This window comes from Paenilisteria riparia FSL S10-1204, from assembly GCF_000525995.1.
In the GTDB taxonomy this organism is placed as follows: Bacteria; Bacillota; Bacilli; order Lactobacillales; family Listeriaceae; genus Listeria_A; species Listeria_A riparia.
The window spans coordinates 1-25,488 of sequence record NZ_AODL01000035.1; the positions used below are offsets into that span (position 1 = coordinate 1).

Genomic DNA, 25,488 nt, shown 5'->3' on the forward strand with positions numbered 1-25,488 from the left:
AAAAAATTGCTCCTCAACTTGCTGAACTGGCTGTTATACTAGTTTCCTTTATTTGGACAGCGTATGAAATTCCAAGTTTAGTTGGTAATAGCTTTCCTGCTTTTCTAGGTGTTGTGTTTTATCAAGGCTATTATGCAACAGATATAAGTGTTCAAGTAACAACGATGTTTTGGATGCTTGTTACGTCACTTTTTTTATTACTAGTAGCATGTATCTTGTTCTTTTCCGTACAAAAGTATCGGCATTTTTTACGAGAAGGAAGTGAGCAGACGTGAGGCGCTTTATGTATGCCCAGTATTTTATTATGCTTGTTGTGTTTACTTTTGTTGCTTGGCATGGTAAGGAACTAGCGCTTTTTAATGATCCAAATTTTGTTGGAGCTATTTGGACGACAATTCTTGTGGCACTATCAGTTGCTGTTATTAATTTAATTGTAGGTAATTATGTAGGTTACTATATGGCACAAATGCGTGGACACAGGCTTGCCTTTTTTGATGTTTGCCTGCAACTTCCACTGATAGTACCACTCATTATCATTGCCGCAGGATTAGACATTTGGTTTATACGTTCAGACTTGATTGAGACGGTCTTAGGGGTTGTCTTGATTCAACTACTGCCAACGTTGCCGTACGCAATCCGTATCGCTAGAAATGCCTATGCTGCGCTGGATGCCGATATTAATCAGCATGTGCAGTTGATGGGAGGTACTCGCAAAATAGTAATACTGGATATTTACCTGCCATTAATGCGTAGAACGAACGAGACGATTTTATTATTCGCAGTGGTTATTTCTGTGAGTCAGTATGCGATTACATCAATGATTGGGGGTGGAATTATCCAGACCATAGCGTTGATTTTATTTCCGTATTTTTCGTCTTCACAATTGCCATTAGTTGCTACAGCCGCACTTTGCACAATTGGTATAACTTATGGTATTTTATTGATTTTTCGATGGATGTATATTGCCGCAATAAAGCTAGTTAGGATGATAGATTGATGACGATAATTACAATAAAAAAAGGTACAAAATACTACGAGCAAAGTGAAATTTTGCACGATATTCATTTTACTTTAGAACAAGGCGAACGGGTCACGATTCTTGGTAAATCTGGCAGTGGGAAAACAACGTTCTTAAAAATACTAGCAGGTCTTGTTGCTTTCGATAGTGGTAGCTATGAAAAAGCGGAAGTGAAAATATCGTATATCTCCCAAAAACCAGTTTTGTTTTCGCATATGACGGTTTTAGAAAATGTTGTTTTTCCATTGAAGTGCCAAAAAATTGCGCGTAAGCAACGAGAGGCGATTGGACGAGAATTTTTAGAAAAAAGTCAGTTGAGTAAATGGGCAGATATGTATCCATATGAACTTTCAGGCGGTCAACAGCAACGAGTTTCAGTCGCTAGAGCTTTGATTAGTAAGCCGGATTTGTTGTTAATGGATGAGCCATTCAGTAGTTTGGATGTTCGTTTAGGGCGTGAAATGAGACAATGGGTTTTTTCACAAATAGAGGATTTACATATAGCTGCAGTGTTTGTGACACACCATTACGAAGAAGCAAAAATATTTAGTGAGCGTATTTTATTAATGGAGAAAGGATTGTTAACACAAGCATCCGAAACAGAAATTGACGCCTTTTTTGGCGACGGGATGTCCTGGGAGGGTGTATATTATCCTTTATCAGATTGGTATTTAGCCAGCGAAGGCATTCCAGTTCATATAGAAAGCAGTTTGGTGCTTTATGGGCAACGATACTGGTCGGTTATTCTGGAAAATACTGGCGAACAAAAATTTATTATTGCTGGTGATGAAGCAGTTAATTTAGGTGAAAAAACATGTATCGCACCGGTTAGGAGGAAACAAGATGCTTGATACGAAAGCAAGACCTTATGTCAAACCCATATTGGATAAAACGGCGGATTTTTTTATCAAAATTGGTTTTTCTGCTAATCAGGTGACTGTACTTGCATTTGTAATTGGTGTTGTAGCAGCAGTTTTAGTCGGTTTTGGTTGGATGTGGACAGGAGTTTTAATACTCTGGTTATCAGGTCTGCTTGATGCAGTAGATGGTACAATGGCACGAAAAACAAAGCAAAGCGGATTTGGAACGGTCATGGATGTGACGTTTGATCGCGTAGTAGAGGCAGGTATTATTATCGCTTTAGCCGCGCGATTTCCAGAACAGCAATTTCTTCTGTTACTCTTGATGGCATCGATTCTGTTTGGTATCACAGCATTTTTAACTATTGGTAATGTAGTACAAAATAAAGGTATCAAGTCGTTTCATTATGCTACTGGAATTGCAGAACGGACGGAAGGTTTTTTACTACTTAGCTTAATGGTACTAACTGCACCAACGTTTTTGTTTTGGACAACAGGCTTATTTTTAGTAATTGAGATTATATCAACAATCCAGCGTCTAATCGAGGCACATCGACAGTTGGATAAAGAGGAGTGAGAAATATGCATCATCATGTGATTGTTATCGGTGGCGGGGCGGCGGGACTTTATGCTACAGCCGGGCTCGCTCGTCTTGGCGTGGATGTTGCTGTTATCAGTGAGCAGGAAAATATGGGCGGTGACTGCCTTCATTACGGTTGCGTCCCTTCTAAAACATTGTTACACATGGCGCAAGAAACAAAGCAGTGGCCAAAAATACGACAGAAAATTCAGGATACTATAGCAGATATTCAGCCAAACGACAGTGTTCCCCGTTTTGAGAGTCTGGGTGCGCATGTCTATATCGGGAAAGCCAAATTCTTAAATAGCCACACCATTCAAGTAGCGAATCAACAACTAACGGCTAAAAAATTCATTATCGCCACAGGATCACGGCCAAAAATTCCAGAAGTAAGTGGGCTGGATGATTCGATGTATGAGACAAACGAAACGATTTTTCAATTAACAGAACTACCAAAAAAAATGGCTATTATCGGCGCTGGGCCAGTCGGCTTAGAATTAGGCCAAGCTTTTCAAAATATCGGGGTTGCCATTACTCTTTTTGATCATAATCAATATTTTTTAAAAAGATATCATCGTGATATTGCGGCAATTGCGTTAGAGAAGCTTGGTCTTGACATCCATTTGAATAGCCGATTATCGCAAGTTAGACGGCTAAACGAACAAGAAATAGAGCTGAAAATCGAGGAGTCTGGGCAAGAAAAAACATATATCGTCGAGAAAATCTTATTTGCTACAGGACAAATAGCTAACATTGACACATTGCAGCTCGAAAATACTGGCGTTCTTTTTGATAAAAAAATTCGAACAAACGCGCACCTTCAAACGACAGAATCACATATTTATGCCATTGGTGATGTCATTAATAGCCCGAGTCTCACACATGCGGGTGGTGCAGAAGCAAGAGTTGCCTTGACAAACATTGCGTTTGGTAATTTCACTAAGATTCAGTACGAAACATTAGCATCTGTTATTTATACAAAACCAGAAATATATCAACTTGCTTCCAAACAAGAAGCAGCCCGTGTTTTATCGGCAAATGGCGCCACGATTGATCGCTTCAAAACAGACGATGAACCAGAGGCACTTGTACGTGTGGGCATTAACAAGCAAGCTAAGATTATCCATGCAGAAGCTATAGGCACCGATATTTCAACCGTTATGCAACAAATCGCTTTATTAAAGGCAACGAATAGTAAACTAACTGATTTATCTAAAGCCATTTATCCATACCCAACAAAATCAGAAATCCTAAAAAAAACTATCCGATCAACTATTATCAGAAAAACTAGAGAAACCACTCATTCAAAAAATACTTCAAGTAATCATAAAATGGAGGCGATTATCATGAAGGTATTTTGGCGGGAGTGGCGAGGCATTATCTTATTTGTTGCTTTTGTGTTGACTGGTTTTCTCGTTATTTACAAATTAGGTATTGTGGATAGTTTTAATGTAGCTGAAGTCAGTGAAGTTGTACGCGACATGGGGATCTGGGGAAAAATTTTATACGTCATTATTTACATTTTACGTCCGCTTGTTTTATTTCCAGCAACACCACTGACACTTTTCGGAGGGTATACATTTGGCGCAGTTCAAGGCACAATTTTAGATGTTATCGGCGCGGGAACGGGTGCTATCCTAGCTTTTTGGATTGCACGTCAGCTTGGGAAAGAAAAAATCGAACGTCTTATCCAAGGGAAAAAGCTTGAAAAATTTGATCATAAAATTGGTGAAAATGGCTTTTTAGTCGTTCTTTATTTGCGTCTTATTCCACTGTTTCCCTTTGATAGTATTAACTATTCCATGGGACTTAGTTCGATACGGATGCGTGATTATGCAGCGGCGACTTATTTAGGTATTATACCAGGGGCATTTACGTTGAACTTTCTTGGATCTTCATTAGGGCGTCTCGATTGGCAATTTTACACTGCTATTAGTTTGTATGCCTTTTTAATCATATTACCTTGGATTGTCAAAAAATTAAGAAATAGCTAAGAAATGCGTAAAGGTTACCTTATTTTCAGTTGTTATGATAGACGTGTGATAAAAAATAATAACTTAAAGGGGTAATAATTATGAAAACAAAAACACTTTTAGTATCAGTAGCACTAGGAACGACATTGGTTTTAGGCGCATGTGGGAATAGCGATTCATCAAGTAGCAATGACAAAATGGATACTAAGACGGAAATGTCGAGCAAACAAGACAAAATGATGAAAGCAAATGAGAAAGTAATGTTGCAAGGCAGTTTTGCAGGTGTTGGCCAACATAAAGTTAGTGGGATGGCAACGATTAAAGACAATAAGTTAGTGTTAAGTAATTTTGTAACAGATGAAGGTCCAGATTTACATGTATATCTTGTAAAAGGAGACGATGTTAAAAATGGCGTAGAAGTAAGTGCCATCGATTTAAAAGATAAGACACAAACATTTGATGTATCGGATAAGGATCTTACGAAATATGACAATGTCGTTATTTACTGTGAGAAGGCACATGAAACATTTGGTCAAGCGCCAGTCTCAGAAGACATGGGTGATACCGCAATGACAATGATGACAGGAGCTTTTGCTGGAGTTGGGACACATAACGTTTCTGGTATGGCGACAATTGATGGCTCCACTTTAAAACTTACTAATTTTAAAACAGATGAAGGTCCAGATTTGCATGTCTACTTAACAAAAGATGGTGATATCAGCACGGGAATGGAAATTGATGCGATTGACCTTAAAGCAGCAGAACAAAGCTTTGACTTAAAAGACACGGATACGAGTGCATATAATACCGTAGTGATTTACTGCAAAAAAGCGCATGAAGCGTTCGGTCAAGCGATGCTAAAAGGCTGAGGTGAGAAGCATGAAGATTTTTAATCAAAGTCTTAACATTATATTTTCTTTATTACGAATTGGATTAGGTATTAGCTGGTTTCATGAAGGGCTTTTTAAACTACAAGCCAAATTTGATATTAGCGGTTTAGTTCCAAGTGTCCTCAACAATGTTGATTCTCCGATGTGGTACAAAACATTTATGGAACATGTAGTTGGTTCAAACGTAGCCGTATTTAATGTTTTAATCCCGTGGGGTGAGCTTTTGGTAGGTTTAGGCTTGATAACAGGAATTCTAACACTACCAGCACTCATAGCAGGGATCTTCATGGGAATCAATTATTGGCTAGCGGATATGATATATATTTATCCCCTGCAATTGGCGGTAGGCTTTGTATTAGTATTAATGCATAAACAAGCAAGTTACTTTGGCATATCTAATGGTCTTATCGCATTAAAAAGAAGACGAAATCGGTCGAAAATAGGTAGTGCGAATGTATAAAATGTGAGGTGGGGATGAATAGTCTCCACCTTATTTTGATGTATTATGTTAAAATAAGGTGATTGGGAGGTGCGCTTATGCTACTAGATGATGTGTTGGCACAAATTATTTCTTGGGGAAACAGCAGAGAAGAAGTACGCGCGTTAGTATTGGAAGGTTCCTACGCAAAAGAAGAAGGTGTAGATGATTTATCTGATTTAGATATCAATATTTGGTTTGACGGAGCATTAACCTTTGGACGGGGGACACAATGGCTTGATGCAATCGGAGCAGTCCTCATTGAAAATCCATTGATCATGACAACTCCTGCTGGCGAGGTGCGGACCCAATTAGTGATTTTTGAAAATGGTGTGAAGGTAGACTTCTCGTTTTGGCCCATTTCCTTGTTAGAAAAACCATTTCCGTATTATGAAAAATTGCAAGTGCTAGTCGATAAAGAGGATTATGCTAGGAAAATCAATCGCTGTATCATCAAAAATGAAAAGTTACCGTTGTCTGAATCGAGATTTCAGGAGCTTGTGAATGAGTTTTGGTTTGAGTTACATTACGTAGCTAAGTTTTTGAAGCGTGAAGAAGTTTGGTTTGTGCAAGGGATTCAAGCGGGGATTCGGGAAAATTATTTTTTGCCACTATTTGAGGAATGCGCGCGAATCGAAGGGGTTAAAACATCTTTTTCAGGTCGGAAAATCGAGAAGTGGTTGCCGTCTGTTTTTGTTAAGCGCTTGCCGTGCCTTTTTTCGAGTTATGATGTCGCCGACGGTTGGCGAGCGATGTGGGAGGAAATCGCGCTATTTGAAGAAGTATCGCTTTTTGTGGCACGAAATCGTGATTTTGACTTGCGGGTAGCGAAAATAGAAGGTATGAAAGCTTTACTTAAGCAGATTCAGGAGGCGTAACGATGTTTACAAAGGCAGAAATAACACAAATAAGGCTTAAAAAACTAGGAATGTGCGAACCTTTTTCGGAGCCGAAATCATTTATGAGACAAACCATCGCGCTGCAATCGCAAAATCATCAACCAGCGCTCGTTAATTTTGTGCAACATGTGTCGATGACTTGGGAGGATGCCGAAGCTTTTTTTGAATCGCAGCAGGTCGTTAAGATTTGGGCGAACCGGTTGACATTACATACTTTTTTGGCAGAGGATTGGGAAATGGTGTTTCGCGTTTTTGGGACGCGGAGAAATATTGTGCATCGAATTTGTGAGAAGGAAGGGCTTGATTTAGAGGCGATTTTGGCGGAAATAGATGTATTTTCTCGAAGTAAAGAGGTTGTGAATCGCAAGGAGTTGGAGGCGATTATCGGGGATTATTCAGCACAGGTGAAATCGTCAATTATTGCGCAGGCCGCGATTCGAGGGATTCTTTATTTATTGCCATCGAGTGATACGATTCGGAACTATAGCCATCGGTCGTGCTTGGGGAATTATACGGAATGGGCGCCAGATGAAGCGAAGGATTTAGAGGCGATGAAATCGTTTATACACCGCTATTTAGCAGGTTATGGGCCGGCGACTTGGAAGGATTTCAGGCATTGGAGTGGGCTCACTGCAAGGGATATAAAAGAGGCTGTGAAGGCACTCGCGAATGAGCTGGTTATTTTTACGTTAGATGGTGAAGAATATGTAGCATTAAGGGATGAAAAAGTACCCGATGTGATGCAAAATGTCTTTTTGACCGGCAAGTTTGACCAAGCAGTTATCGCATACAAAGACCCAACATGGATTATGAAAGAAGCGGAGCGCAAGTCAGCATGGACGGTGAATGGCCATTGTTCAGCGATTATCGTAGCGGCAAACCGTGCAATTGGGCTTTGGAAATATGAATGGAAAAAAGACGTCTTAATTTATACAGTAACCTATTTTGAAACTGCCTGTTTTCAAAAAGAAATCAAGAATGAGTTGGAGCGCTTCGTATCACGCATTTCACCTAAGCCATTGGAAATTCAATATAAAAATGAGGAAAATGTGAGCTGCCCCAAAACCAACTCACATTTTCCTCATTTTTTCTTCGTCGTCAAACCGAGCGAAACAAATTTCAACCCGGTCACAAAATTCACGGTAGCCATTGCAATCATTAAATACGTCATAATTGTCCAGCCATTTAAATTCACTTGGCTAATCGCAAAATAAATGAAAACAACAGCAAGCACTAAATAAATAAGTCCTTGCATCAACGCAGGATTTTTCATTACGAGTTACCTCCCATAGTGAACTGGATGATCATCGCAATAATATTCATTAACATGTGCGCTGCAATCGGTACAGCGATTCGTTTTGTTTTGGTGTACATGTAGCATAGCATTAAACCAATCACAACATACACGAGCAAATACGCTAAATCCATATGCATCAGACCGAAAAACAGGGAACTAATCACAGCGGCCACATGAATATTCAACCGGGATGCCAACTCGCCAAAAATAATTTTGCGGAATACGATTTCTTCTAAAATAGGAGCTAAAACAGACGTAAATACGATCACAATTGGTACAGCGCGAGCCATTTCGCCAAGCATTTCTGTGTTTTGAGAAGCGCCACCAACGCCAAACATGCTCATAATCGAAATCGCAATGGCTTGGCCAATCAATAAGGCAATGAAGCCAAGCACCACGTAAACGACACTAATACCAGCAGAAGCAGGCTGACCTTGCTCAATTTTTGTAGAGCGGGGCTGTTTCCGAAGTAGTAACCAAACAATAATCACCGCAATGAGATTACTAAAAACACTCCAATAAGAAGTAGCATACAACACGAGTTGCGCATTCGGCAAATCTGTAACTGCTCGCAAAATTCCCATCACAATCGGGGCCCCAATCAACGAGGAGAAGTAAGCAGCAAAGTATGTAAGTAGTACATACCAATAACGTCTATTCAAAACTAACACGACCTTTCAAAATTAGAGGCAATACTACATTCTCTTTAAGTTTATATACTTTTCTATTGTACTAATTATCGAAACAACAATCAACAATGGAGCGTAATCGCATACGAAAATATTTACGCAAAACATCATGTTATCATTTTTAAAATATGATTTTTTTTAGGTGTAAATACTTGCATTTTAGCTTTATTTTTTATAATATAAGTAGTGGGTTAGCACTCTAATGTTAAGAGTGCTAAAAATCATAAACATAGACTTGAGGAGGTTGTTTTAATTGTTAAAACCATTAGGAGATCGCGTTATTATCGAAGTATTGGAAGCAGAAGAGAAAACGGCAAGTGGTATCGTGTTGCCAGATTCGGCGCAAGAAAAGCCACAAGAAGGCAAAGTGGTAGCAGTAGGAAGCGGCCGTGTGCTTGATAACGGGGACACAGTAGCACTAGAAGTTTCTGTAGACGACCACATCATTTTCTCCAAATACTCAGGCACAGAAGTAACTTATGACGGCACAGACTACCTAATCGTACGCGAATCTGACATTTTAGCAGTAGTAAAATAAAAAGCTGAATCGGCTCGCTCAACTCCGAAAAAAACTGGAGCAGCCGCAGTAAAAACCCTCTCTAGGTTTTTATGGAGGGTGTGAAGTTTTCAGGGGAGTTAGACGATGAAGCTGGACTGCGAAACCAGACGGCAAGGTAAATATAATTTTCAAACAATACACAAGGAGGCAAAATAAAAATGGCAAAAGATATCAAATTTAGCGAAGACGCTCGTCGCGCAATGCTTCGTGGCGTGGATCAATTAGCAGATGCAGTAAAAGTAACACTCGGACCAAAAGGACGTAACGTTGTCTTAGAAAAGAAATTTGGTTCTCCATTAATCACAAATGACGGTGTCACAATCGCAAAAGAAATCGAATTAGATGACGCATTTGAAAATATGGGTGCAAAATTAGTATCTGAAGTGGCAAGCAAAACAAACGACGTTGCTGGAGACGGAACAACAACGGCTACTGTTTTAGCACAAGCAATGATTCAAGAAGGTCTTAAAAACGTAACAGCTGGTGCGAATCCAGTTGGCATTCGTCGCGGAATCGAAAAAGCAGTAGCAACAGCGATTACAGAACTAAAAGCCATTTCTAAGCCAATCGAAGGCAAAGAATCAATCGCTCAAGTTGCCGCTATTTCTTCTGGAGACGAAGAAGTCGGTACACTTATCGCAGAAGCAATGGAACGCGTTGGTAACGATGGCGTTATTACAATCGAGGAATCAAAAGGCTTTGCGACAGAACTTGACGTAGTAGAAGGTATGCAATTTGACCGTGGCTACTCAAGCCCTTACATGGTAACGGACCCAGACAAGATGGAAGCCGTTTTAGAAAATCCATATATCTTAATTACAGACAAAAAAATCAACAACACACAAGAAATTCTGCCAATTTTGGAGCAAGTGGTTCAACAAAATCGTCCATTGCTTATCATTGCAGAAGACGTAGAAGGCGAAGCACAACAAACATTAGTATTAAACAAATTGCGTGGCACATTCAACGTAGTCGCTGTAAAAGCACCTGGATTCGGCGATCGTCGTAAAGCAATGCTTGAAGACATCAGCATCTTAACTGGCGGCCAAGTAATTACAGAAGAATTAGGACTAGAATTAAAATCCACAACAATGGAACAACTAGGTAATGCTGTCAAAGTCATGGTTACAAAAGAAGCAACAACAATCGTAGAAGGCGCAGGAGACAGCGCACAAATTGCTACGCGCGTCAATCAACTGCGTGCACAAATGGAAGAAACAACATCTGAGTTCGACAAAGAAAAATTACAAGAACGTCTTGCAAAACTAGCAGGTGGCGTTGCTGTAATCAAAGTTGGCGCAGCAACAGAAACAGAATTACAAGAACGTAAACTACGCATTGAAGACGCGCTGAACTCTACACGTGCAGCCGTTGAAGAAGGAATCGTATCCGGTGGTGGTACAGCCCTTGTCAATGTTTACAATAAAGTTGCAGCAATCGAAGCAACAGGTGACGAAGCAACAGGTGTGAAAATTGTTCTTCGCTCTCTGGAAGAACCAGTCCGCCAAATCGCACACAACGCTGGCTTAGAAGGCTCCGTTATCGTAGAACGCTTGAAAAACGAAAAAATCGGCGTAGGCTTCAACGCAGCAAACGGCGAATGGGTAAACATGATTGAAGCTGGAATTGTTGACCCAACAAAAGTAACCCGTTCTGCACTACAAAACGCATCCTCCGTTGCAGCACTACTTCTAACTACAGAAGCAGTCGTAGCAGACCGTCCAGAAGAAAACACTGGTGGCGGCGTTCCTGATATGGGAATGGGTGGCATGGGTGGCATGATGTAACTTTACATCATGTATTATCCAATGAAACGATAAAGAACTATGGAAGGGAGCATTTGACGAGATGTCAAGTGCTTCCTTTTTTGAATAGCAGCATTAGTAAATGATAGAAGCATGTAACCTATGATAGAATAGAAGAAAAATAGGTATAGAAGGAGTCGTGCGATGAATAGCGCCAATATAGCGAAGGTTATTTCTAAAAGGCGAAAAGAATTGAGTTTAACCCAGAAGCAGCTAGCTGATAAGATTGCGGTGACTGATAAGGCAGTATCAAAATGGGAGCGTGGCGTTGGACTTCCCGAAACGAGTCTATTGCCAATCATTGCGGAAGCTTTGGATATTGATGTACAGGCCTTATTTGCCGAAGAAAACCAGGAAATAACTAGAAAAAATAATGTACTACGAAATTATTTGATTGGGCTAGGGATTATTTTTGTAATGCTATTGCTTGGCTTTATTTTTTCTGTTATGACGGCGGTGTCTGGCGATGATGACATTTTATGGTTGTATAAAGCCGTAGATGCATTTGCTGGAATTATTATTTTGAGTGTTCCATACAGCTTATTATATTGGCTTGGGGTTTGGTTTATAGTTAGAAGATAAAAGCATTTCGACGCTACGTTTACCTAAGGAAACGGAACGTCGGGTGCCTTTTTTGTATGCGCTTGTTATAGTGAATGGAAAGGAGTGATGCTTAATGAAACCAACGATTATTGTTGGAATAGTGGTTGTCTTATTGATGTTTGCCTTATTTGCGGTAAAGGGCGTTGTAGCGGTAGGCGCTTGGTTGGTGTTAAAATTGATTTTTCCATTTATTGCTTTATTTGTATTGCTAGTGACCGGAGTAGTCGCACTAATCCAAAAACTACGTAATAAACCGCTCAACCGAGTAAAGACTGGAATGTTTGTTATTTTGAATATTAGCTTGGTGTTACCTCTACTTTTAACAATGAATGTAGTTCCAATGGCTTTTCCCGCTAATGTAAAGGAAGTAAAACCAAGCTTAGCGATTGTTTCCCCTTTTAAAGCGCCAGCAATTATTGCGTGGGGCGGGGACGAATTTAAGGATAATGTGCCGCATGCGATGTGGGGGAATGAACGCTGGGCATACGATTTGGTAATGGACGCGTATAATACTGGCTCGACAGTATTAGAAGACTATGGCGTTTGGGGCGAAGATGTATATGCTCCAGTTACCGGAACTGTAGTAGCAGCATATGATGCAGAGCCTGATATTGTGCCGAATACAGAAGGTTTTTTGTCCATGGAAGGAAATCATGTATATATTGAAGTCGCAGAGACAGGGACATTTTTGTTGTTGAATCATTTGCAACAAAATAGTGTGGTGGTTAAGATTGGTGATGTTGTAGCAGTAGGGGATTTACTAGCGAAAGCGGGGAATAGTGGGAGCACATCGGAGCCGCATTTACATATCCACCATCAGCGCGAGGACCCAAGGAGGACGTGGAATATTTTGTTAGCAGAAGGGTTACCACTATACTTTAAAACAAAAGAAGGGGATAAAATGCTGGAACGCGGCTCAATACTGTCAGCGCAACATTAAATATGTGATTTACTTCGCTAATTAAGGTTAATATTTTCATGTTTTATTGATTTAGTCTAATGCATCTAATAGTAACATCAATATAATAAAACACATGCCGGCAATTAACGCTATGTTAAATGGAGAAATCTGCTTGGATGCGGGTTTCTCTTGTTTTTGCTTCTATTGTAACTTGAGTAGGCTCAGATTGGAACACCGTTTTCTGGCTACTTGGTTGTTGCTCACGTTCAGGTACTGCAACAGTTCCTTGCACATACTGTTCAATAATATCATTCGGATTACCCAATAAATCAATGGCATCGGCCTCCGATATTCCATTCTCTAAACTTACCGCGATGTGTTCATCCAAATCTTTTATAATGCTATCTCGCTCATCATCAGGCAATGAGCGCAGACCATAATGTAATGTTTCAAAAAAATCGGATCTAGTCATTTGGATTTATCTCCCTTCGTAATGCTGTAATACTTGCTGTGAATGCATCCCATTCTTGCAATACCTCATTCAAAAAAGTACGTCCTTGATGTGTTATATGGTAATATTTTCGCTACGAACCTGTAGTAGATTCAACCATATCCATCCCCCAATAAAAAATAGTACGATGCTATCATATGTGATAAGTATAGCAATTTTAATGCGCAATAGCAATACTCTTATTAGCTAGTATGCATTGTACGTTATATTATATGTTGACAAAAATAAATGATTATATTATGCTGTTTACAGGTACTATGTATTACATAATAGTATACTTCTTAATTTTTAAAAGGAGAATGACAAATGAATAAATTAGCAAAAGTAGCAATCGCAAGCGGAATGGCATTAATCGTAGGTTTTTCAGGAGTTGGAGCAAGTGAAGCATCAGCCGCTAAAGCAACAGCTAAGAACCTGTACAAAAAAGTAGAAGTATCGGTGGATTACGGACGTCAAGAGTTAGAATTTGAATTCGAAGTAAAATCAAACGGTCGCGTAGAAGTAGAATTCGAAAATGATTTCACACGTAAAAAATTACGAGGAGCAGCAGCACAAGCCGAAGTTGATAAAGCTTTCGCAACATATAATGTATCCGGTAAGACACGTACACAAATCGTTAACCACATTCTAAAAACATACAAACTATCCACACGCTATCAAGAGTTCGATTTTGAAGCCAAATTAAAGAATAACAAACGTGTGGCATTTGAGATTGAAAGATAAGCAAACAGGATAACAAAAAATAGGAGAATATTCGATATTTAATCTATTTAAATTTCGAATATTCTCCCTTTTTAAATGAGCGATTTACTTTACCGCAAGTCTTGTCCAATTCATATTTTGTTAACTATAGATGTCGAATCAGACGTCAATTATTTTTTGTAGAGATTACATACTACTCGGCGCTAGGGGAGTCTTCCAATGTCCAAGTAATGGAAGAATTATAGTCCCCAGCAAGATTCCCAGCCGGTACATATAAAGAAACATTTTCATTATTACCATCTGTGCCAGCATAAACATCCAACCAAGTTCCCATACCAGCATTAGCTTCCGCCGATAGAACTGTTTGTGTATTGCCATTTAATGTGACATCCGTTGCTGTAGGCGCTACAGATTGATTATCACTTTTGTGTTTTAACTTGTCCATTTTTTAGGCTCATTGCTGCACCTTTTAATGTTTTGGTACCATCTTTAAAGTCAGTTGCTTGAGCTGTCAGTGTCCAACCAGCGCCACTTCCTCGTTTATCCGTTACTTGAATATAAGGATTTTTATTTACGGCATGGTATGTTTGTGATTGACCAGATACTTTTTGCGTGCCAAAATCAAGATTGGATAGGAAATCGATGGTTAAACCGCCTGTATTACCAGTTCCGTCATTATCTGGATCAGATGGATCGGGAGTAACTGGTGTTGGTCCGTCTGGATTCGTTGGGTCTAGTGGTGTTACGGCACTGTCGTCCGCTTCGAGTTTTATTTTACCAGTGGAAGTTGTTGTGTCAGCGTGAGCAAATGTGCTCGCTCCGAATAATGTTGCTGCTGTAATGGCTCCGACTGTGAGTACTTTAGTTAAATTTTTCATATTAAATTGCCTCATTTCAATTATTTTTTAGTCACATGGCTAAAGGGACGGGGCGAAAAAGCTTAGTTGGAGACATCACTCCTTTCAAGTAGGCTATTTTTAAGGCGCATCGACAAGGCTCCATTCGATTTGCCCTTGGTATTCTTGAGCATAGGCTTCACCAGCTTTTACTTTCAATAAAATACCTTCATCTTTGGCCCATTTAATCCTCGTTGTCTCCGGCGTATTTTCCGTTGGGTGATAATTGTATACGGTGAGCGCCTGTTGTGATAATGGCGTTTCGGTGCCATCACTGTCTCTGTAAATAAGACCGTCTGATAAAACCTGCCCATTCGTACCTTTCATTGGCATCAAAAGTGTGGCAGTAAGCATCCAGTCATGCTTTTTTTTGCGGTTATCATCTACTACAATCTCCCAATCAGTATCTGCCCGTTGATAATTCTGCGTACTACCCGTGATTTTATTTGTTCCGAAATTTAAAAATGCTGGAACATTTGCCAATGTTAAATCATTTTGCTGTACGGTGACTTGGATAATGTTATTGGGGTTTTCCGGAGCGTTGTCGAGGATAACTTGATAATTTGCCGTTCCAAGTTGCTCGAATGACACATCCGAGTGCATTATTCCGTCATACATCACTTGATTAGTATCCGTATTGACAATGGTCACTTGATGGTCAGGATGCAATATTTGGCGAGTAGAGCCGTCATTTGTATAATGCAGATCAAAATAAGTATCAGATGTTGCATCAAACGGTCTAATAGTGCTTGCATCGGTGTTCGTTGTACTAATACCAGCTAATTTGGAATTTGTAAGGAATGTATTATCATAACGTGGGGCATTTGGAGCGTTTGTCATCGTAGCAGGAGAAGTGGCGCTATTAATTGTTACTTGGTTATTTGACATAGTTAGATAAAAGATATCTAATAATTGTGCTGGAAGAATACCAATAAAGTCATTATTATCGAGTGTGACTGTTTTTAAGACTGGTAATGCAGCAAAGCTAGTTGGAATTTGTCCAGAGAAATGATTAGAGTTTAGAAAAGCCGATTCTAAACTTTTTAGGTTGCCCAGCTCTTCAGGAAGCTCTCCGGAAAAGTTATTTTCAAATAGCATGAGCGTAACTAAGGAAGTGAGGTTGCCCATCGTGCTTGGGAGGGGACCAGAAAACTCATTTTTGTTAAGCAACAAGATACGCAGGTTTTTCAATTGACCAATACTAGCAGGAATCGTTCCAGTTAAATGATTGTAGCCAAAAGAAAGGTTGATAAGATTAGTCAGATTGCCAATAGATTCGGGAATTTCACCTTGAAGTTGGCTTCCACTTAAATATAATGAAGTTAAAGAACTCAAAGAACCAATGGTGTCTGGAATAGTCCCAGTTAATTGCGTATTTAGTAATCTTAACTCTGTCAGCCCTGATAAATACTTAATACCGCTTGGGATATGACCAGTAATGGATGTGTCCTCCATGGAAATCGATGTAATCTGCTTCAAATCATCAAACGTCATCGTAGAGCCAATCTTTTTATCCGGGATTTGCCGCTCAATCTCATCCATTAGCCAGGTTTGGTTATCGAAATCAGACGGTTGCACGATATTGGAAATAACCTCTACGTGACCAATGGCTGCTGTATTTTGTCTAGCGCCATCGAGATAAAAAAGTAAACAGATTGGAAGTATCGTTTAAATCAAGCGTAACAGAGGAGGAGATAGGACCGTCATATACGATTTGATTTGTGGCATTGTCGACGATTTGCACGGTATGCGTATCATAGAGTGCCACTTCTGCGCCTTGAGCTTGCTTGTTGATTAGTTTAAACTCGCTATGCATCGGAGAAGACGCGTTAAACGGTTGAAAAGTTGTCTGCTTGGTTGCATTATAAATCGTGGGCTTCACCGCTACTTCTAACTGGTTACTACTAACCGTTTGCGTAAAATTCCCTTTTGGCGGTGTTTGTACGGGAGAAACGAGTTGCGTATAACTGACATTAAAATTCGTGATGACGGGAGACTGCACCAGTTCAATTGGAATAACACCAGTCATTCGGGTGTTTTGGAATTGAAAGTTATTTGTTTTGGTGAGCTGCTTAAAACTATCCGGAATGGCGCCGGTTAATGGGTTGCCGTAGAAAGCCATAGCCCCATTAAAAGCAGTCAAATTGCCAATTTCACTAGGAATAGAGCCAGTGAGCTGGTTGTTGGCGACGTTTAATTCGGAACGTAAGCTTGTCAGATTGCCTAACTCTTTGGGAATTTGGCCCGTCAACTTATTATCCCGAATACTGAGCCGCTCTAGTTTGGATAGACTGCCAAGCTCAGGTGGGATCTCCCCACTTAAACTATCGTTATACAGAAAGAGTAGCGTTAGATTAGGGAAATACTGGATGCCTGGTGGGATAGAACCCGTCAAATTAGGATTATTGTTCAACGAAATGGTCGTGATTGTTTTTAAATCCCCGAACGTTAACGTAGCATCAATGGTTTTGGCAGGAATTTGCCGTTTCACTTCATTGATAAGCCATGCTTGGTTCCCTAAATCAGCAGAAGAGACAATATCAGTATCTGATTTGGTTGCTTTTAGGTTTTGCCGTTTTGGAGAGGATTCTGAAGTTAGTTGAGTGTCTTTAATCAAATCTTCGGAGTTTGTCGTAGTAGCATTTACCGTATCTGCAAAGAGCGGTGCGGGGATTGCAAGAACTAGTAGTAGCGTGGCCATTCTTCTTCTCATGTTATCACCTTCGCTTCTAAATTAAAGTGTGTTATGTGCGTGTTTCTTTGGAATGAGATCATTATACACCCATTTGTTATTTTGTGTTTTTTAGACACGATGTGAATCTTCAACAATAAATAAAAAAATAGGCTAGTGCTGGTACGAATCTAAACTTATAGCGTAATTTTACTCCGCAAAAATCGCATAAAACCACCAGTTTATGAACTTTTTGTGAATTATTCAAGCAATAAAACCAGATTATTGACGTATTTTTTGCATATAAAAAGGACCGTTCACAAAAAGTTCTTAAAAAAGTTATTCTAATCGTAATACCTTATGTTCGTGAAAAATAAAACCATGGTAGGATAAATATATCAAGAAAGTTAATTTCCATTTTTGATGTTTACAAAGTGTGTAATATAAGTGATGTAATATTAAGTTAATAATTAATTCAATATTGCGAAATTTATATATACTATACGAGAACATCTAGTAGAAAGTTTCTTGACTAAATCCAGAGAAATGAGATCGACATAATGCACACAGCAATGGCGATGAAAAAGAGGTGAAATTAGATAAATTCCAGTTAAAAAACGGAAGAACTTTGACTGAAAATTTTGTGGTTTTACGAATATCTTACATTTAAAAGGAGTTTTTTAATAATGAAGAAGCACCAAACGATGAAAAAGGTTGCCTTGGCACTACTATCCGCTAACGTAGTGGCTAGCACGGTGGTTACCTCAATGCCAACATTAAGCATGGCGGATGAAGTGGCACCGGTAAATAATGAAATATCGAGTGGCAGTAATAATTTGAAAGCAAACGCGCCATTTGTGCCATTTACATCTATTGCAGTAGCATCAGGGACAACAACCGTTGATGCAGATAATCGTATACTATTAACAAATAATACGTTCCTTACCCTAGGCGGAATGATGACGAAAGAGAAAATCAATTTGCGAAAAAGTGACTTTCATTTCAACACAACACTAGATTTCGGTAATGGAAGTGCGGATGGAATCAGCTTTGTCATGCAGAACAATGCTAACCCAAGCGTTTTCGGTGGTAAAGGCAATGATATGGGACTTGGTGGACTGAAAAATGCACTTGGTATTGCCATGCGAGCACAAACATACTACAAACCATCCGTACAAAATGTAAGTTTTTATACTAACAAAGAATTCATTGATAAAAAAGATACACCAGTGCCATTGACAGGTACAGTAAGAGACCTCAGTGTTTTCTGGGACGCGAGTGAAAGAACCTTAACATATTCAATAGCGGGCGTTGTAGAAAGTAGTTATCAAGTAGCTAATTTGACAGAAACTTTCGGAGGAGAAGAAGCATATATTGGATTAGTCGGAGTTGCAGGACAAGGAACAAGTACTCATACAGCGACTAATACAGAACTATCTATTGATACAGATGAAGATCCAGTAATTGAAGCAGCAGATAAAACACTTTTCACAGGTCAACCATTCTCACCACTAGCAGATGTTCGTGCAACGGATGAAGAAGACGGTGACGTAACAAGTACCATAAAAGTTACAGCAAACGATGTAGACACAAGCAAAGCAGGTGTGTACCATGTAACCTATTCTGTAACGGACAGCGCTAAGAAAACAATCACAAAAACAATTACTGTGCGTGTAAACGATTTGGCGGCTCCAACCATTTCATCAATCACTGATAAAACGACAACTATCACAGTAACTGGATTACCATTGACAGAAACGAGTTTAGTACTACCAGACGACACTCGCATCATTAAAAGAACAGACGCAGATGGCAAAGCAACATTTTCCGTTTCGAATTTAGTGGCTGATCAAGTAGTACAAGCCTTCCAAACAGAGTACGGAGCACCAAGCCTAATCGCAAAAGAAACCGTAGTAGCAGCAACACCAAATGCACCATCCATTGCTCCATTCACAACAGCGGACACACAACTCGTAGTTACAGGTGAAGCGGGTGCAAGCATTTCTGTGAAACTACCAAATGGTTCTGAGCTAACTGAAAAAGCTGGAGTAGACGGCAAAGCGACATTCAATATCGGAGCACAAGAATTCGGTGCAACAATTGAAGCGAAACAAACAGCAACAAACGGGAAAACAAGCGTAATTTCTTCTATCACGGTGACACAAGGTGCAGTTGCTGCTCCAACAATCGATGCATTAACAACGGATGATACAACAGCAACAGGAACAGGTATCGCAGGCGCATCCGTGAAAGTAAAAGCAAATAACATCGAGTATACAGGCATTGTAAAAGCAGATGGCACCTACAGCATCACGATTCCAAAACAAGCCGCTAATACAGTGGTTACCGCGACACAAACACTCAACAACGTAACAAGTAATGCGGTATCAACAACTGTTAAAGCCAAAGTTGCTACTACACTAACCGCAGGCGACTTCACAGTTGGCGCTGACAATTACATCAAAGGCACATACACAGGCGACATCGCGAAACTAGCGATTGAAGTCAATGGCGTATTACAACAAACGATTAATGCCACAGGTTCCCCATACCAATACTACGCAAAAGGCAAAGTCAACGCAGGAACCGACCAAGTCTATGTGATTGGCTATGACGCAACCGGCAAACAACTACAAAAAAACAAAAAGTAAATATTAAGCAACAAGCAACCGGAACAATCACACCAAATATGTATTACATCGGAAAAGATAACTATGTAACAGGTAAACTATCAGGTCAGGTAGCGAAATTCAGTTTGACTGTCAATGGTGTAGAGTATTCTAAAGTCAACGTGACAGCCGCACCTGATTTCAAATACTATGCCAACAGCTTGATTAAAAACGTTTCAGACATTGTCAAAGTCAATGCATATGATGCTAATGGCAGATTGCTGGACTCTAAACCATTATCTATAACAACATATCAAGGAGAAGAAGGAAAAATCACTTCTGCTGCTCCATTTAAACTTGGCAAAGATAGCTACGTAACAGGCGCTTATACAGGCGATGTAAGAAAAGTAGAATTGCAAGTCAATGGTGTTGCATTACAACGCATCAATGTATTAGATGGCATCATCAAGTATTACGCAAAAGCAAATATTGCAAAAGCAACGGACGAAGTAAAATTAGTTGGCTTTAATGCAGCAGGCGTAGCGGTAAGTACAAAACCAATCACCATTACAACCACAGACGGTAGCGTTACAGCAAACCCATTCGCACTTGGCAAAGATGGCTATGTGACAGGTGCTTACACAGGCGATGTAGCGAAAATTAGCTTAACTGTCAATGGCGTCAAACAATCTACCATCAGCGTACCAGCAGGATCAGAATTCAAGTATTATGCCAAAACACTAATCAAGAATGCTAGTGATGTCGTAGTATTAACAGCTTATGACACAATAGGTGGTGTATTAAGTACCGTAAATATAGCTATTGATAATTCAACAACAATGACAAGTGGCACAGTAACACCAAATACTTTCAAAATAGGTACCAATTCTTATGTAGATGGCACGTACACAGGTGACGTAGCCAAAGTAGAATTGGAAGTCAATGGCATCAAATATGGCCAAATTCCAGCAACAGGTAACACAATTCATTACTTTGCTGCCTCTCTTATCACACAAACATCAGATTTAGTAAAAGTTAATGTTTATGATACAGCAGGCAAACAACTAGATAGTAAGCTAGTCAGCCTTACAGCACCAACAGGAACGGTTACAGCAGCGAATGCCAAAGTAGGCGATAGCTATTTAAGTGGAACAGCAACAGGAGATGTGACCAAAGTTACGTTAAGCGTGAATGGCACTGTGCAATCAAGCGTAGCATTCGTACAAGCAGACAAATCTTATCGATACTACATCAAGAACTTGAACTTAAAACCAACAGATGATGTGAAAATTGTTGGAATGGATGCACGCGGTAACACACTTAATATATCAGACGTAACAATCAATAATTAACTAAGAAACAGCAAGCATTATTAAAAAAACTAACAGCCCATAACTTCTTCTATCTCCATTGTGTATAGAGAAAAGTTATGGGCTGTTAGTTATTTAGATACTGCCTAGAGCGTACCGTTAAAAAATATTTGTTGTAATCATCACAAAGGTTGACCAGCAATCTCTAGCTAAAAAAAGAAAAAGTGTTGCTTATACGAGCTGATTATTTACATGAATAACTTGCTACACTATGGAGTACCATTGCTTTATTCCGTAATAAGCACCTTAGTAGAAACGACTTCCGTACCTTTGTTATCAAGCCCTATTACATGAACGTTATCAGCTACTTTTAAGCCGAGGTTTTTAATATAGTATTTGAAGGTAGTATCTGTTTGTACAATTGCTGGACTAATAGTAGACGTTCCATTTATGTTTAGTATTACTTTTGTAATATCACCGGTGGCAACTCCATAGAGGTAGGTATCACTCACTTTTACTGGGGTTACTTTAACTGTTCCGGTTGCGCTCGTAATAGTTACATTTTTTGAATCTAGCAGTTTTCCGGTGGCATCATATCCATTGATCTTTACGGTGTCGGAAGTGCTAGTAATAAGTGTTTTAGCATAGTAATGAATAGTGTTACCACTCGCTGGAATTTTTGCTTGTTTTATACCGTTGACTACTAATTCTACCCTGCTAATATCCCCTGTATATGACCCATCAACATAAGCATCTGTTCCGATTTTGAATATATTTGGAGTAATAGCCCCCTTGTTTGGTGTTGCTGTGTTTATTTGTACGGGGATACGACTTATTTCATTACCAGTTGAATCATAACCTATCAACACGACTGTATCTGTTGTATTTTTAATTAAGGCTTTCGCATAATACTGGAAGGAACCGTCAGCAGAAACTGGAATAGTGCTCCCTTTGACGCCATTCGTGACTACGCTAATCTTAGCTATATCACCGGTATATGTTCCTCTAATATAATTATCGACATAGAGTACAAAAGGTGTTACTTGAAGCTGTCCTGCCAATTGTGTTATCGGAACGATTTTTGTATCGATTGCTAGTCCGTCTACGTTATAACCTACTAAAGTCACAATATCTGTTGGTTTTATAATCCAATTTTTAGCGTAGTATTTGATTGCGCCATTTATCACATTAATGCGCTGGTGTGAAACGCCATTCACACACAGTTCGACTTTGATAATATCAGCGTCTTGACATGTTCCTGTTACATAGCTATCTTTACCAAAGTAGAAAGGATTTAGCACTAACTTACCTGCAGACTGCTTAACTATTATTACTTTAGATCTTGTCAATTCTTTACCAAAAGCATCATAGCTTACTATATAGACATTATCAGATATGGAATTAATTTTTCTATTGGCATAGTACTGAAACGAATCGTTAGTTACACTAATTGGCGGAAGTAATGTCCCGTTTATGTCTAAGGCTACTTTAGCGACATCTCCGCTATATGTACCTGTTACATAGTTATCACTGCCTATTGTGAACGCATTCGTAGTAAGTGCAGTTGCATCTACCCTTACAGAGATAGTCTTTTCTGTTATATTATTATCTTTATCGCTCACAGTATAGGTTACACTATAGTTTCCTGCCTTTGATGTATCTACATTGGATGTAACGGTTACTTTTGATATTAGATTTCCATCTTCTGGATCTGTCGCTGATATGCCTGCTAATGGATCAAATACGTCACCTATTTTCAATATTTTATCAGTTGCTGTGATTACTGGTTTTCCATTTTCGGAATCTGTATTTGTTAAACTTACAACAGACATCATCGGGAAGTCTGCCGTAGCACCATTAACGCCTTTTTGTCTGATATTATATCTTATGACCATTGACTTTGGCGGAGTTGCACCGGTATACGTAGCTAAACCAGTATTTTGATTGAATTTCCAATTTTTATCTAGCATTTGTACCACTTTTGTATTGCTGATGGCTCTAACATCTACTTCCCACTGATTGGCTGCTATTTTTTTGATAGTTGCATTTTAAATATTGTGGGCTACATGCAATTTCTGTTAATACAGAGTTGCGCCCAATATCTAGCCGTGGAATAGAGTTTCCATAAAACGTTAGATGCTGTAATGCCGTATTTTTTGTAGTATCGAGTTCGGATAAGTTGTTATTCTTACAATAAAACTCTGTTAAATGGATATTATGTTGTATGTTTATGGAAGAAATAGTGTTATCAAAAATCCATAGCTTTTCTAATGCCGTATTTTGCGATACATTTAAATTTTCCAAACGATTTTCTTGGCAAAAAACTTCAACTAATTTTAAGTTGTTCGTCATATCTAGTTTAGTAAGATTATTATGATAACAATATAAATATACGAGCGCTTCATTTTTAGAGATGTCTAGGTTAGATAAATTGTTATTATAACAATTAAGTTGCGACAAGCGTTGATTTTTACTCACGTTTAACTTGCTCAAAGTATTATTACTGCAATTGATAAATGTCAAATTAGGATTAGAAGAAAAGTCTAATTCGCTGATTTTATTGTAACTACAGTTGATCGATTGCAAGTTAGTAAAATACTCGATTCCTTTCAGGTTTTCTAGCCCCAATTTTGGAATATTTAATTCTGTTATCTTATCAATAGTTTCTTGCTCTAAAGTGGTTTTTCCAAATGTTATTTCATTTAAAATGTAATTTCTAAATTTTTCATCTGGAAAATTTAAAGCAGTAACAGGTATACCACTTGATGATGCTTGTTTCGGTGTATATGTGAGATTTGCTGGGCTAGTATTCTCCGGAGTGGGCAATGTTTGTTTTACAATGGAACCTTTTTCCCAAGCACTTTCGCCATCACCAACAATGGTAATCGGAGTGGAAGTAATTATTTTTAAATTATCATCGTATCCAACTAGTTCTACTTTTATGTCTTTTCCTTTCCCAGACCAGGTGCCATTGCTCTTCATTTCCATCAATATTCCTCGGAAAAAGTAGTTTCTCATTGGTCGTTTATTGAAATACATAGCGCCATAATTTTTTTGAAAGGCACCATTTACTTTAATTTGAAAAGAGGTTACATCGCCTTCTTTTTCGACTAACAGCGCGCCTCCTGTATTATAATTCCAAACATTGTTATGAACGTTTAATTTACCCTCTGGGACTTGTAATGTTACTTTCTTTCGATCTAGCAATACGCCATATCTATTATAGGCTTTCATATATACTTCATCACTAGCATCGTGAATTATTTTCTTAGCATAGTAACTAAAAACCCCATTCTTAGGCCAAACTCGAGTTTCTGCCTCTACGCCATTAATTTCAATTGCTATTTGATTTACTTCACTATCAACTACGCCTTGAACAGATTGTGTGGTCGAAATTTTGAAAGGGTAGATATGGATAAAATGTGAACTAACTGCATCATTTTGATCAGTGACACTTGCTAAAACATTAGGTCCTAATAGTGGTAATAGTAACAAAGTGAACATAAATAAACTAATAATAACGCTTTTATTCTTCTTAAACATAGAAACTACTCCCTTTAAATAGTGTTTTTTATTACATATTAATCGTATACTAGTTTACATGTATATTCAAGTAAAATATTGAAAATATCAGGAAAATACAGAAATGGATACACGATACAGAGGTAAAATAGCGTATTAGACATTCAGGCAGTATAACTAAGTTTCACACAAAATGAGCAAGGGATTACGTGCTTCTTTTATACATGATTACATACATAGAAAATGTTCATAAAATGTTTGAAATATCATGAAATTAATCATAAGAGCTTATGTTCCAGCAAAATGAAATCATGGTAAGTTAGATATAGCAAGTACATCAAAAAGCTAATTTACTAAGATTTAGCACATGCACTTGATGAACAAGGCAACCAAATTAAAACACTAAAGGGAGAGTATAATGACAAAGAAAATCACAGAAATAGGAAGAAGAATGTTAGCCGTTAGTGCGATCATCATGCTATTCATCGGATTAATGTCTACGAGCGCATTTTCAGTTTACGGACAAACAACTACGAATCAGACATACGCTGAGAGTTTAAGAAAAATAGGACAAGCAGTTGCTAATCAAGACCACACACCATTATCCGAACGAGTAACGTGGAAATTCAAATGGCTTGTTTTTACAGATGTGACATTTAATCAAGCCAATGCAAATCCGGTACGTCGTACATTGTCAGCAAACGACGAAATATAT

At 38.8% G+C, this 25,488-nt stretch carries 24 protein-coding genes and 2 pseudogenes; 17 read left to right on the top strand and 9 right to left on the bottom strand.

Translation table 11 applies throughout. From position 1 onward, the window contains the following. The 9 genes and pseudogenes from PRIP_RS17230 to PRIP_RS17860 all read left to right on the top strand — a co-directional run. A pseudogene (locus tag PRIP_RS17230) lies at positions 1 to 275 on the top strand (hypothetical protein); the annotation flags it as partial. Continuing rightward, entirely contained in the window at positions 272 to 997 is a 726-nt protein-coding gene (locus PRIP_RS14740; RefSeq protein WP_149023850.1) for an ABC transporter permease, read from the top strand. The pseudogene PRIP_RS17230 and the gene PRIP_RS14740, both read left to right, overlap by 4 nt. Beyond that, positions 997 to 1,869 carry an ABC transporter ATP-binding protein gene (locus PRIP_RS14745; protein WP_052008966.1) on the top strand — a complete coding sequence of 291 codons (873 nt, stop codon included), beginning with the start codon at positions 997 to 999 and terminating at the stop codon, positions 1,867 to 1,869. Before PRIP_RS14740 ends, PRIP_RS14745 begins: the two co-directional genes overlap by 1 nt. Further along, on the top strand, positions 1,862 to 2,455 hold the full coding sequence (locus PRIP_RS14750; RefSeq protein WP_036102126.1) for a CDP-alcohol phosphatidyltransferase family protein: 594 nt from the start codon (positions 1,862 to 1,864) through the stop codon (positions 2,453 to 2,455). The genes PRIP_RS14745 and PRIP_RS14750 overlap by 8 nt, the downstream gene beginning before the upstream one ends. Before the next feature lie 5 nt (positions 2,456 to 2,460). After that, the gene (locus tag PRIP_RS16890; RefSeq protein WP_077913042.1) at positions 2,461 to 4,452 is read left to right on the top strand and encodes an FAD-dependent oxidoreductase; all 1,992 of its coding nucleotides are present in this window, start codon (positions 2,461 to 2,463) and stop codon (positions 4,450 to 4,452) included. 80 nt (positions 4,453 to 4,532) lie between these two features. Next, on the top strand, positions 4,533 to 5,300 hold the full coding sequence (locus PRIP_RS14765; protein ID WP_036102130.1) for a DM13 domain-containing protein: 768 nt from the start codon (positions 4,533 to 4,535) through the stop codon (positions 5,298 to 5,300). A gap of 10 nt (positions 5,301 to 5,310) precedes the next feature. After that, the gene (locus PRIP_RS14770) at positions 5,311 to 5,781 is read left to right on the top strand and encodes a DoxX family membrane protein (protein ID WP_036102132.1); all 471 of its coding nucleotides are present in this window, start codon (positions 5,311 to 5,313) and stop codon (positions 5,779 to 5,781) included. Positions 5,782 to 5,858: 77 nt separating this feature from the next. Further along, positions 5,859 to 6,677: an aminoglycoside 6-adenylyltransferase gene (locus PRIP_RS14775; RefSeq protein ID WP_052008967.1), complete on the top strand. Its 819-nt coding sequence runs from the start codon at positions 5,859 to 5,861 to the stop codon at positions 6,675 to 6,677. Positions 6,678 to 6,760: 83 nt separating this feature from the next. Next, a complete protein-coding gene (locus PRIP_RS17860; protein ID WP_338151596.1) occupies positions 6,761 to 7,912 on the top strand; it encodes a DNA glycosylase AlkZ-like family protein in 1,152 nt (383 codons plus the stop codon). Here the strand turns inward: PRIP_RS17860 and PRIP_RS18135 are convergent. Then, positions 7,864 to 7,971, bottom strand: a pseudogene (locus PRIP_RS18135) (YdiK family protein); the annotation flags it as partial. The gene PRIP_RS17860 and the pseudogene PRIP_RS18135 sit on opposite strands and share 49 nt — an antisense overlap. Then, positions 7,971 to 8,657 (bottom strand): CPBP family intramembrane glutamic endopeptidase, encoded by a 687-nt coding sequence (locus PRIP_RS14785; RefSeq protein WP_036102165.1) that lies wholly within the window; start codon positions 8,655 to 8,657, stop codon positions 7,971 to 7,973. The pseudogene PRIP_RS18135 and the gene PRIP_RS14785, both read right to left, overlap by 1 nt. Positions 8,658 to 8,937: 280 nt before the next feature. Between PRIP_RS14785 and groES the strand changes: the two genes are divergently transcribed. From groES to PRIP_RS14805, 4 genes are all read left to right on the top strand, one after another. Further along, on the top strand, positions 8,938 to 9,222 hold the full coding sequence (groES, locus tag PRIP_RS14790) for a co-chaperone GroES (RefSeq protein WP_036102136.1): 285 nt from the start codon (positions 8,938 to 8,940) through the stop codon (positions 9,220 to 9,222). Between the two features lie 179 nt (positions 9,223 to 9,401). Beyond that, positions 9,402 to 11,030 carry a chaperonin GroEL gene (groL, locus tag PRIP_RS14795; protein ID WP_036102137.1) on the top strand — a complete coding sequence of 543 codons (1,629 nt, stop codon included), beginning with the start codon at positions 9,402 to 9,404 and terminating at the stop codon, positions 11,028 to 11,030. 162 nt (positions 11,031 to 11,192) lie between these two features. Next, positions 11,193 to 11,630 carry a helix-turn-helix domain-containing protein gene (locus PRIP_RS16485; protein ID WP_052008968.1) on the top strand — a complete coding sequence of 146 codons (438 nt, stop codon included), beginning with the start codon at positions 11,193 to 11,195 and terminating at the stop codon, positions 11,628 to 11,630. A gap of 94 nt (positions 11,631 to 11,724) precedes the next feature. Beyond that, complete coding sequence (locus tag PRIP_RS14805) at positions 11,725 to 12,591, top strand: M23 family metallopeptidase (RefSeq protein ID WP_036102139.1); 867 nt, start codon at positions 11,725 to 11,727, stop codon at positions 12,589 to 12,591. Positions 12,592 to 12,706: 115 nt separating this feature from the next. Here PRIP_RS14805 and PRIP_RS14810 read toward each other — a convergent pair whose 3' ends face one another. Then, on the bottom strand, positions 12,707 to 13,024 hold the full coding sequence (locus tag PRIP_RS14810; RefSeq protein ID WP_036102140.1) for a DUF1700 domain-containing protein: 318 nt from the start codon (positions 13,022 to 13,024) through the stop codon (positions 12,707 to 12,709). A gap of 345 nt (positions 13,025 to 13,369) precedes the next feature. Between PRIP_RS14810 and PRIP_RS14815 the strand changes: the two genes are divergently transcribed. Beyond that, positions 13,370 to 13,786, top strand: coding sequence for a YusW family protein (locus PRIP_RS14815; protein ID WP_036102143.1), 417 nt, complete (start codon positions 13,370 to 13,372; stop codon positions 13,784 to 13,786). A gap of 172 nt (positions 13,787 to 13,958) precedes the next feature. On the opposite strand, the gene PRIP_RS17050 is transcribed toward PRIP_RS14815, so the two are convergent. From PRIP_RS17050 to PRIP_RS14830, 4 genes are all read right to left on the bottom strand, one after another. Next, positions 13,959 to 14,210: a WxL domain-containing protein gene (locus tag PRIP_RS17050; protein WP_052008969.1), complete on the bottom strand. Its 252-nt coding sequence runs from the start codon at positions 14,208 to 14,210 to the stop codon at positions 13,959 to 13,961. After that, positions 14,185 to 14,643, bottom strand: coding sequence for a WxL domain-containing protein (locus PRIP_RS17055; protein ID WP_052008970.1), 459 nt, complete (start codon positions 14,641 to 14,643; stop codon positions 14,185 to 14,187). The genes PRIP_RS17050 and PRIP_RS17055 overlap by 26 nt, the downstream gene beginning before the upstream one ends. Before the next feature lie 99 nt (positions 14,644 to 14,742). After that, a complete protein-coding gene (locus tag PRIP_RS16495; RefSeq protein WP_052008971.1) occupies positions 14,743 to 16,239 on the bottom strand; it encodes a WxL domain-containing protein in 1,497 nt (498 codons plus the stop codon). 46 nt (positions 16,240 to 16,285) lie between these two features. Continuing rightward, positions 16,286 to 17,374: a leucine-rich repeat domain-containing protein gene (locus tag PRIP_RS14830; protein WP_149023852.1), complete on the bottom strand. Its 1,089-nt coding sequence runs from the start codon at positions 17,372 to 17,374 to the stop codon at positions 16,286 to 16,288. Positions 17,375 to 18,018: 644 nt separating this feature from the next. Here PRIP_RS14830 and PRIP_RS14835 point away from each other — a divergent pair. Next, positions 18,019 to 19,983 carry an immunoglobulin-like domain-containing protein gene (locus PRIP_RS14835; protein WP_036102147.1) on the top strand — a complete coding sequence of 655 codons (1,965 nt, stop codon included), beginning with the start codon at positions 18,019 to 18,021 and terminating at the stop codon, positions 19,981 to 19,983. 26 nt (positions 19,984 to 20,009) lie between these two features. Continuing rightward, positions 20,010 to 21,293, top strand: a complete 1,284-nt coding sequence (locus tag PRIP_RS14840; protein WP_338151597.1) for an immunoglobulin-like domain-containing protein — start codon at positions 20,010 to 20,012, stop codon at positions 21,291 to 21,293. A 245-nt stretch (positions 21,294 to 21,538) separates the two neighbouring features. Here PRIP_RS14840 and PRIP_RS14845 read toward each other — a convergent pair whose 3' ends face one another. Next, a complete protein-coding gene (locus PRIP_RS14845; protein WP_036102155.1) occupies positions 21,539 to 23,221 on the bottom strand; it encodes an immunoglobulin-like domain-containing protein in 1,683 nt (560 codons plus the stop codon). A 28-nt stretch (positions 23,222 to 23,249) separates the two neighbouring features. Further along, a complete protein-coding gene (locus PRIP_RS16500) occupies positions 23,250 to 24,794 on the bottom strand; it encodes an immunoglobulin-like domain-containing protein (RefSeq protein ID WP_052008972.1) in 1,545 nt (514 codons plus the stop codon). A 397-nt stretch (positions 24,795 to 25,191) separates the two neighbouring features. Between PRIP_RS16500 and PRIP_RS14855 the strand changes: the two genes are divergently transcribed. After that, positions 25,192 to 25,488 (top strand): hypothetical protein (locus PRIP_RS14855; protein ID WP_036102158.1); only part of this gene is annotated, 297 nt, incomplete at its 3' end.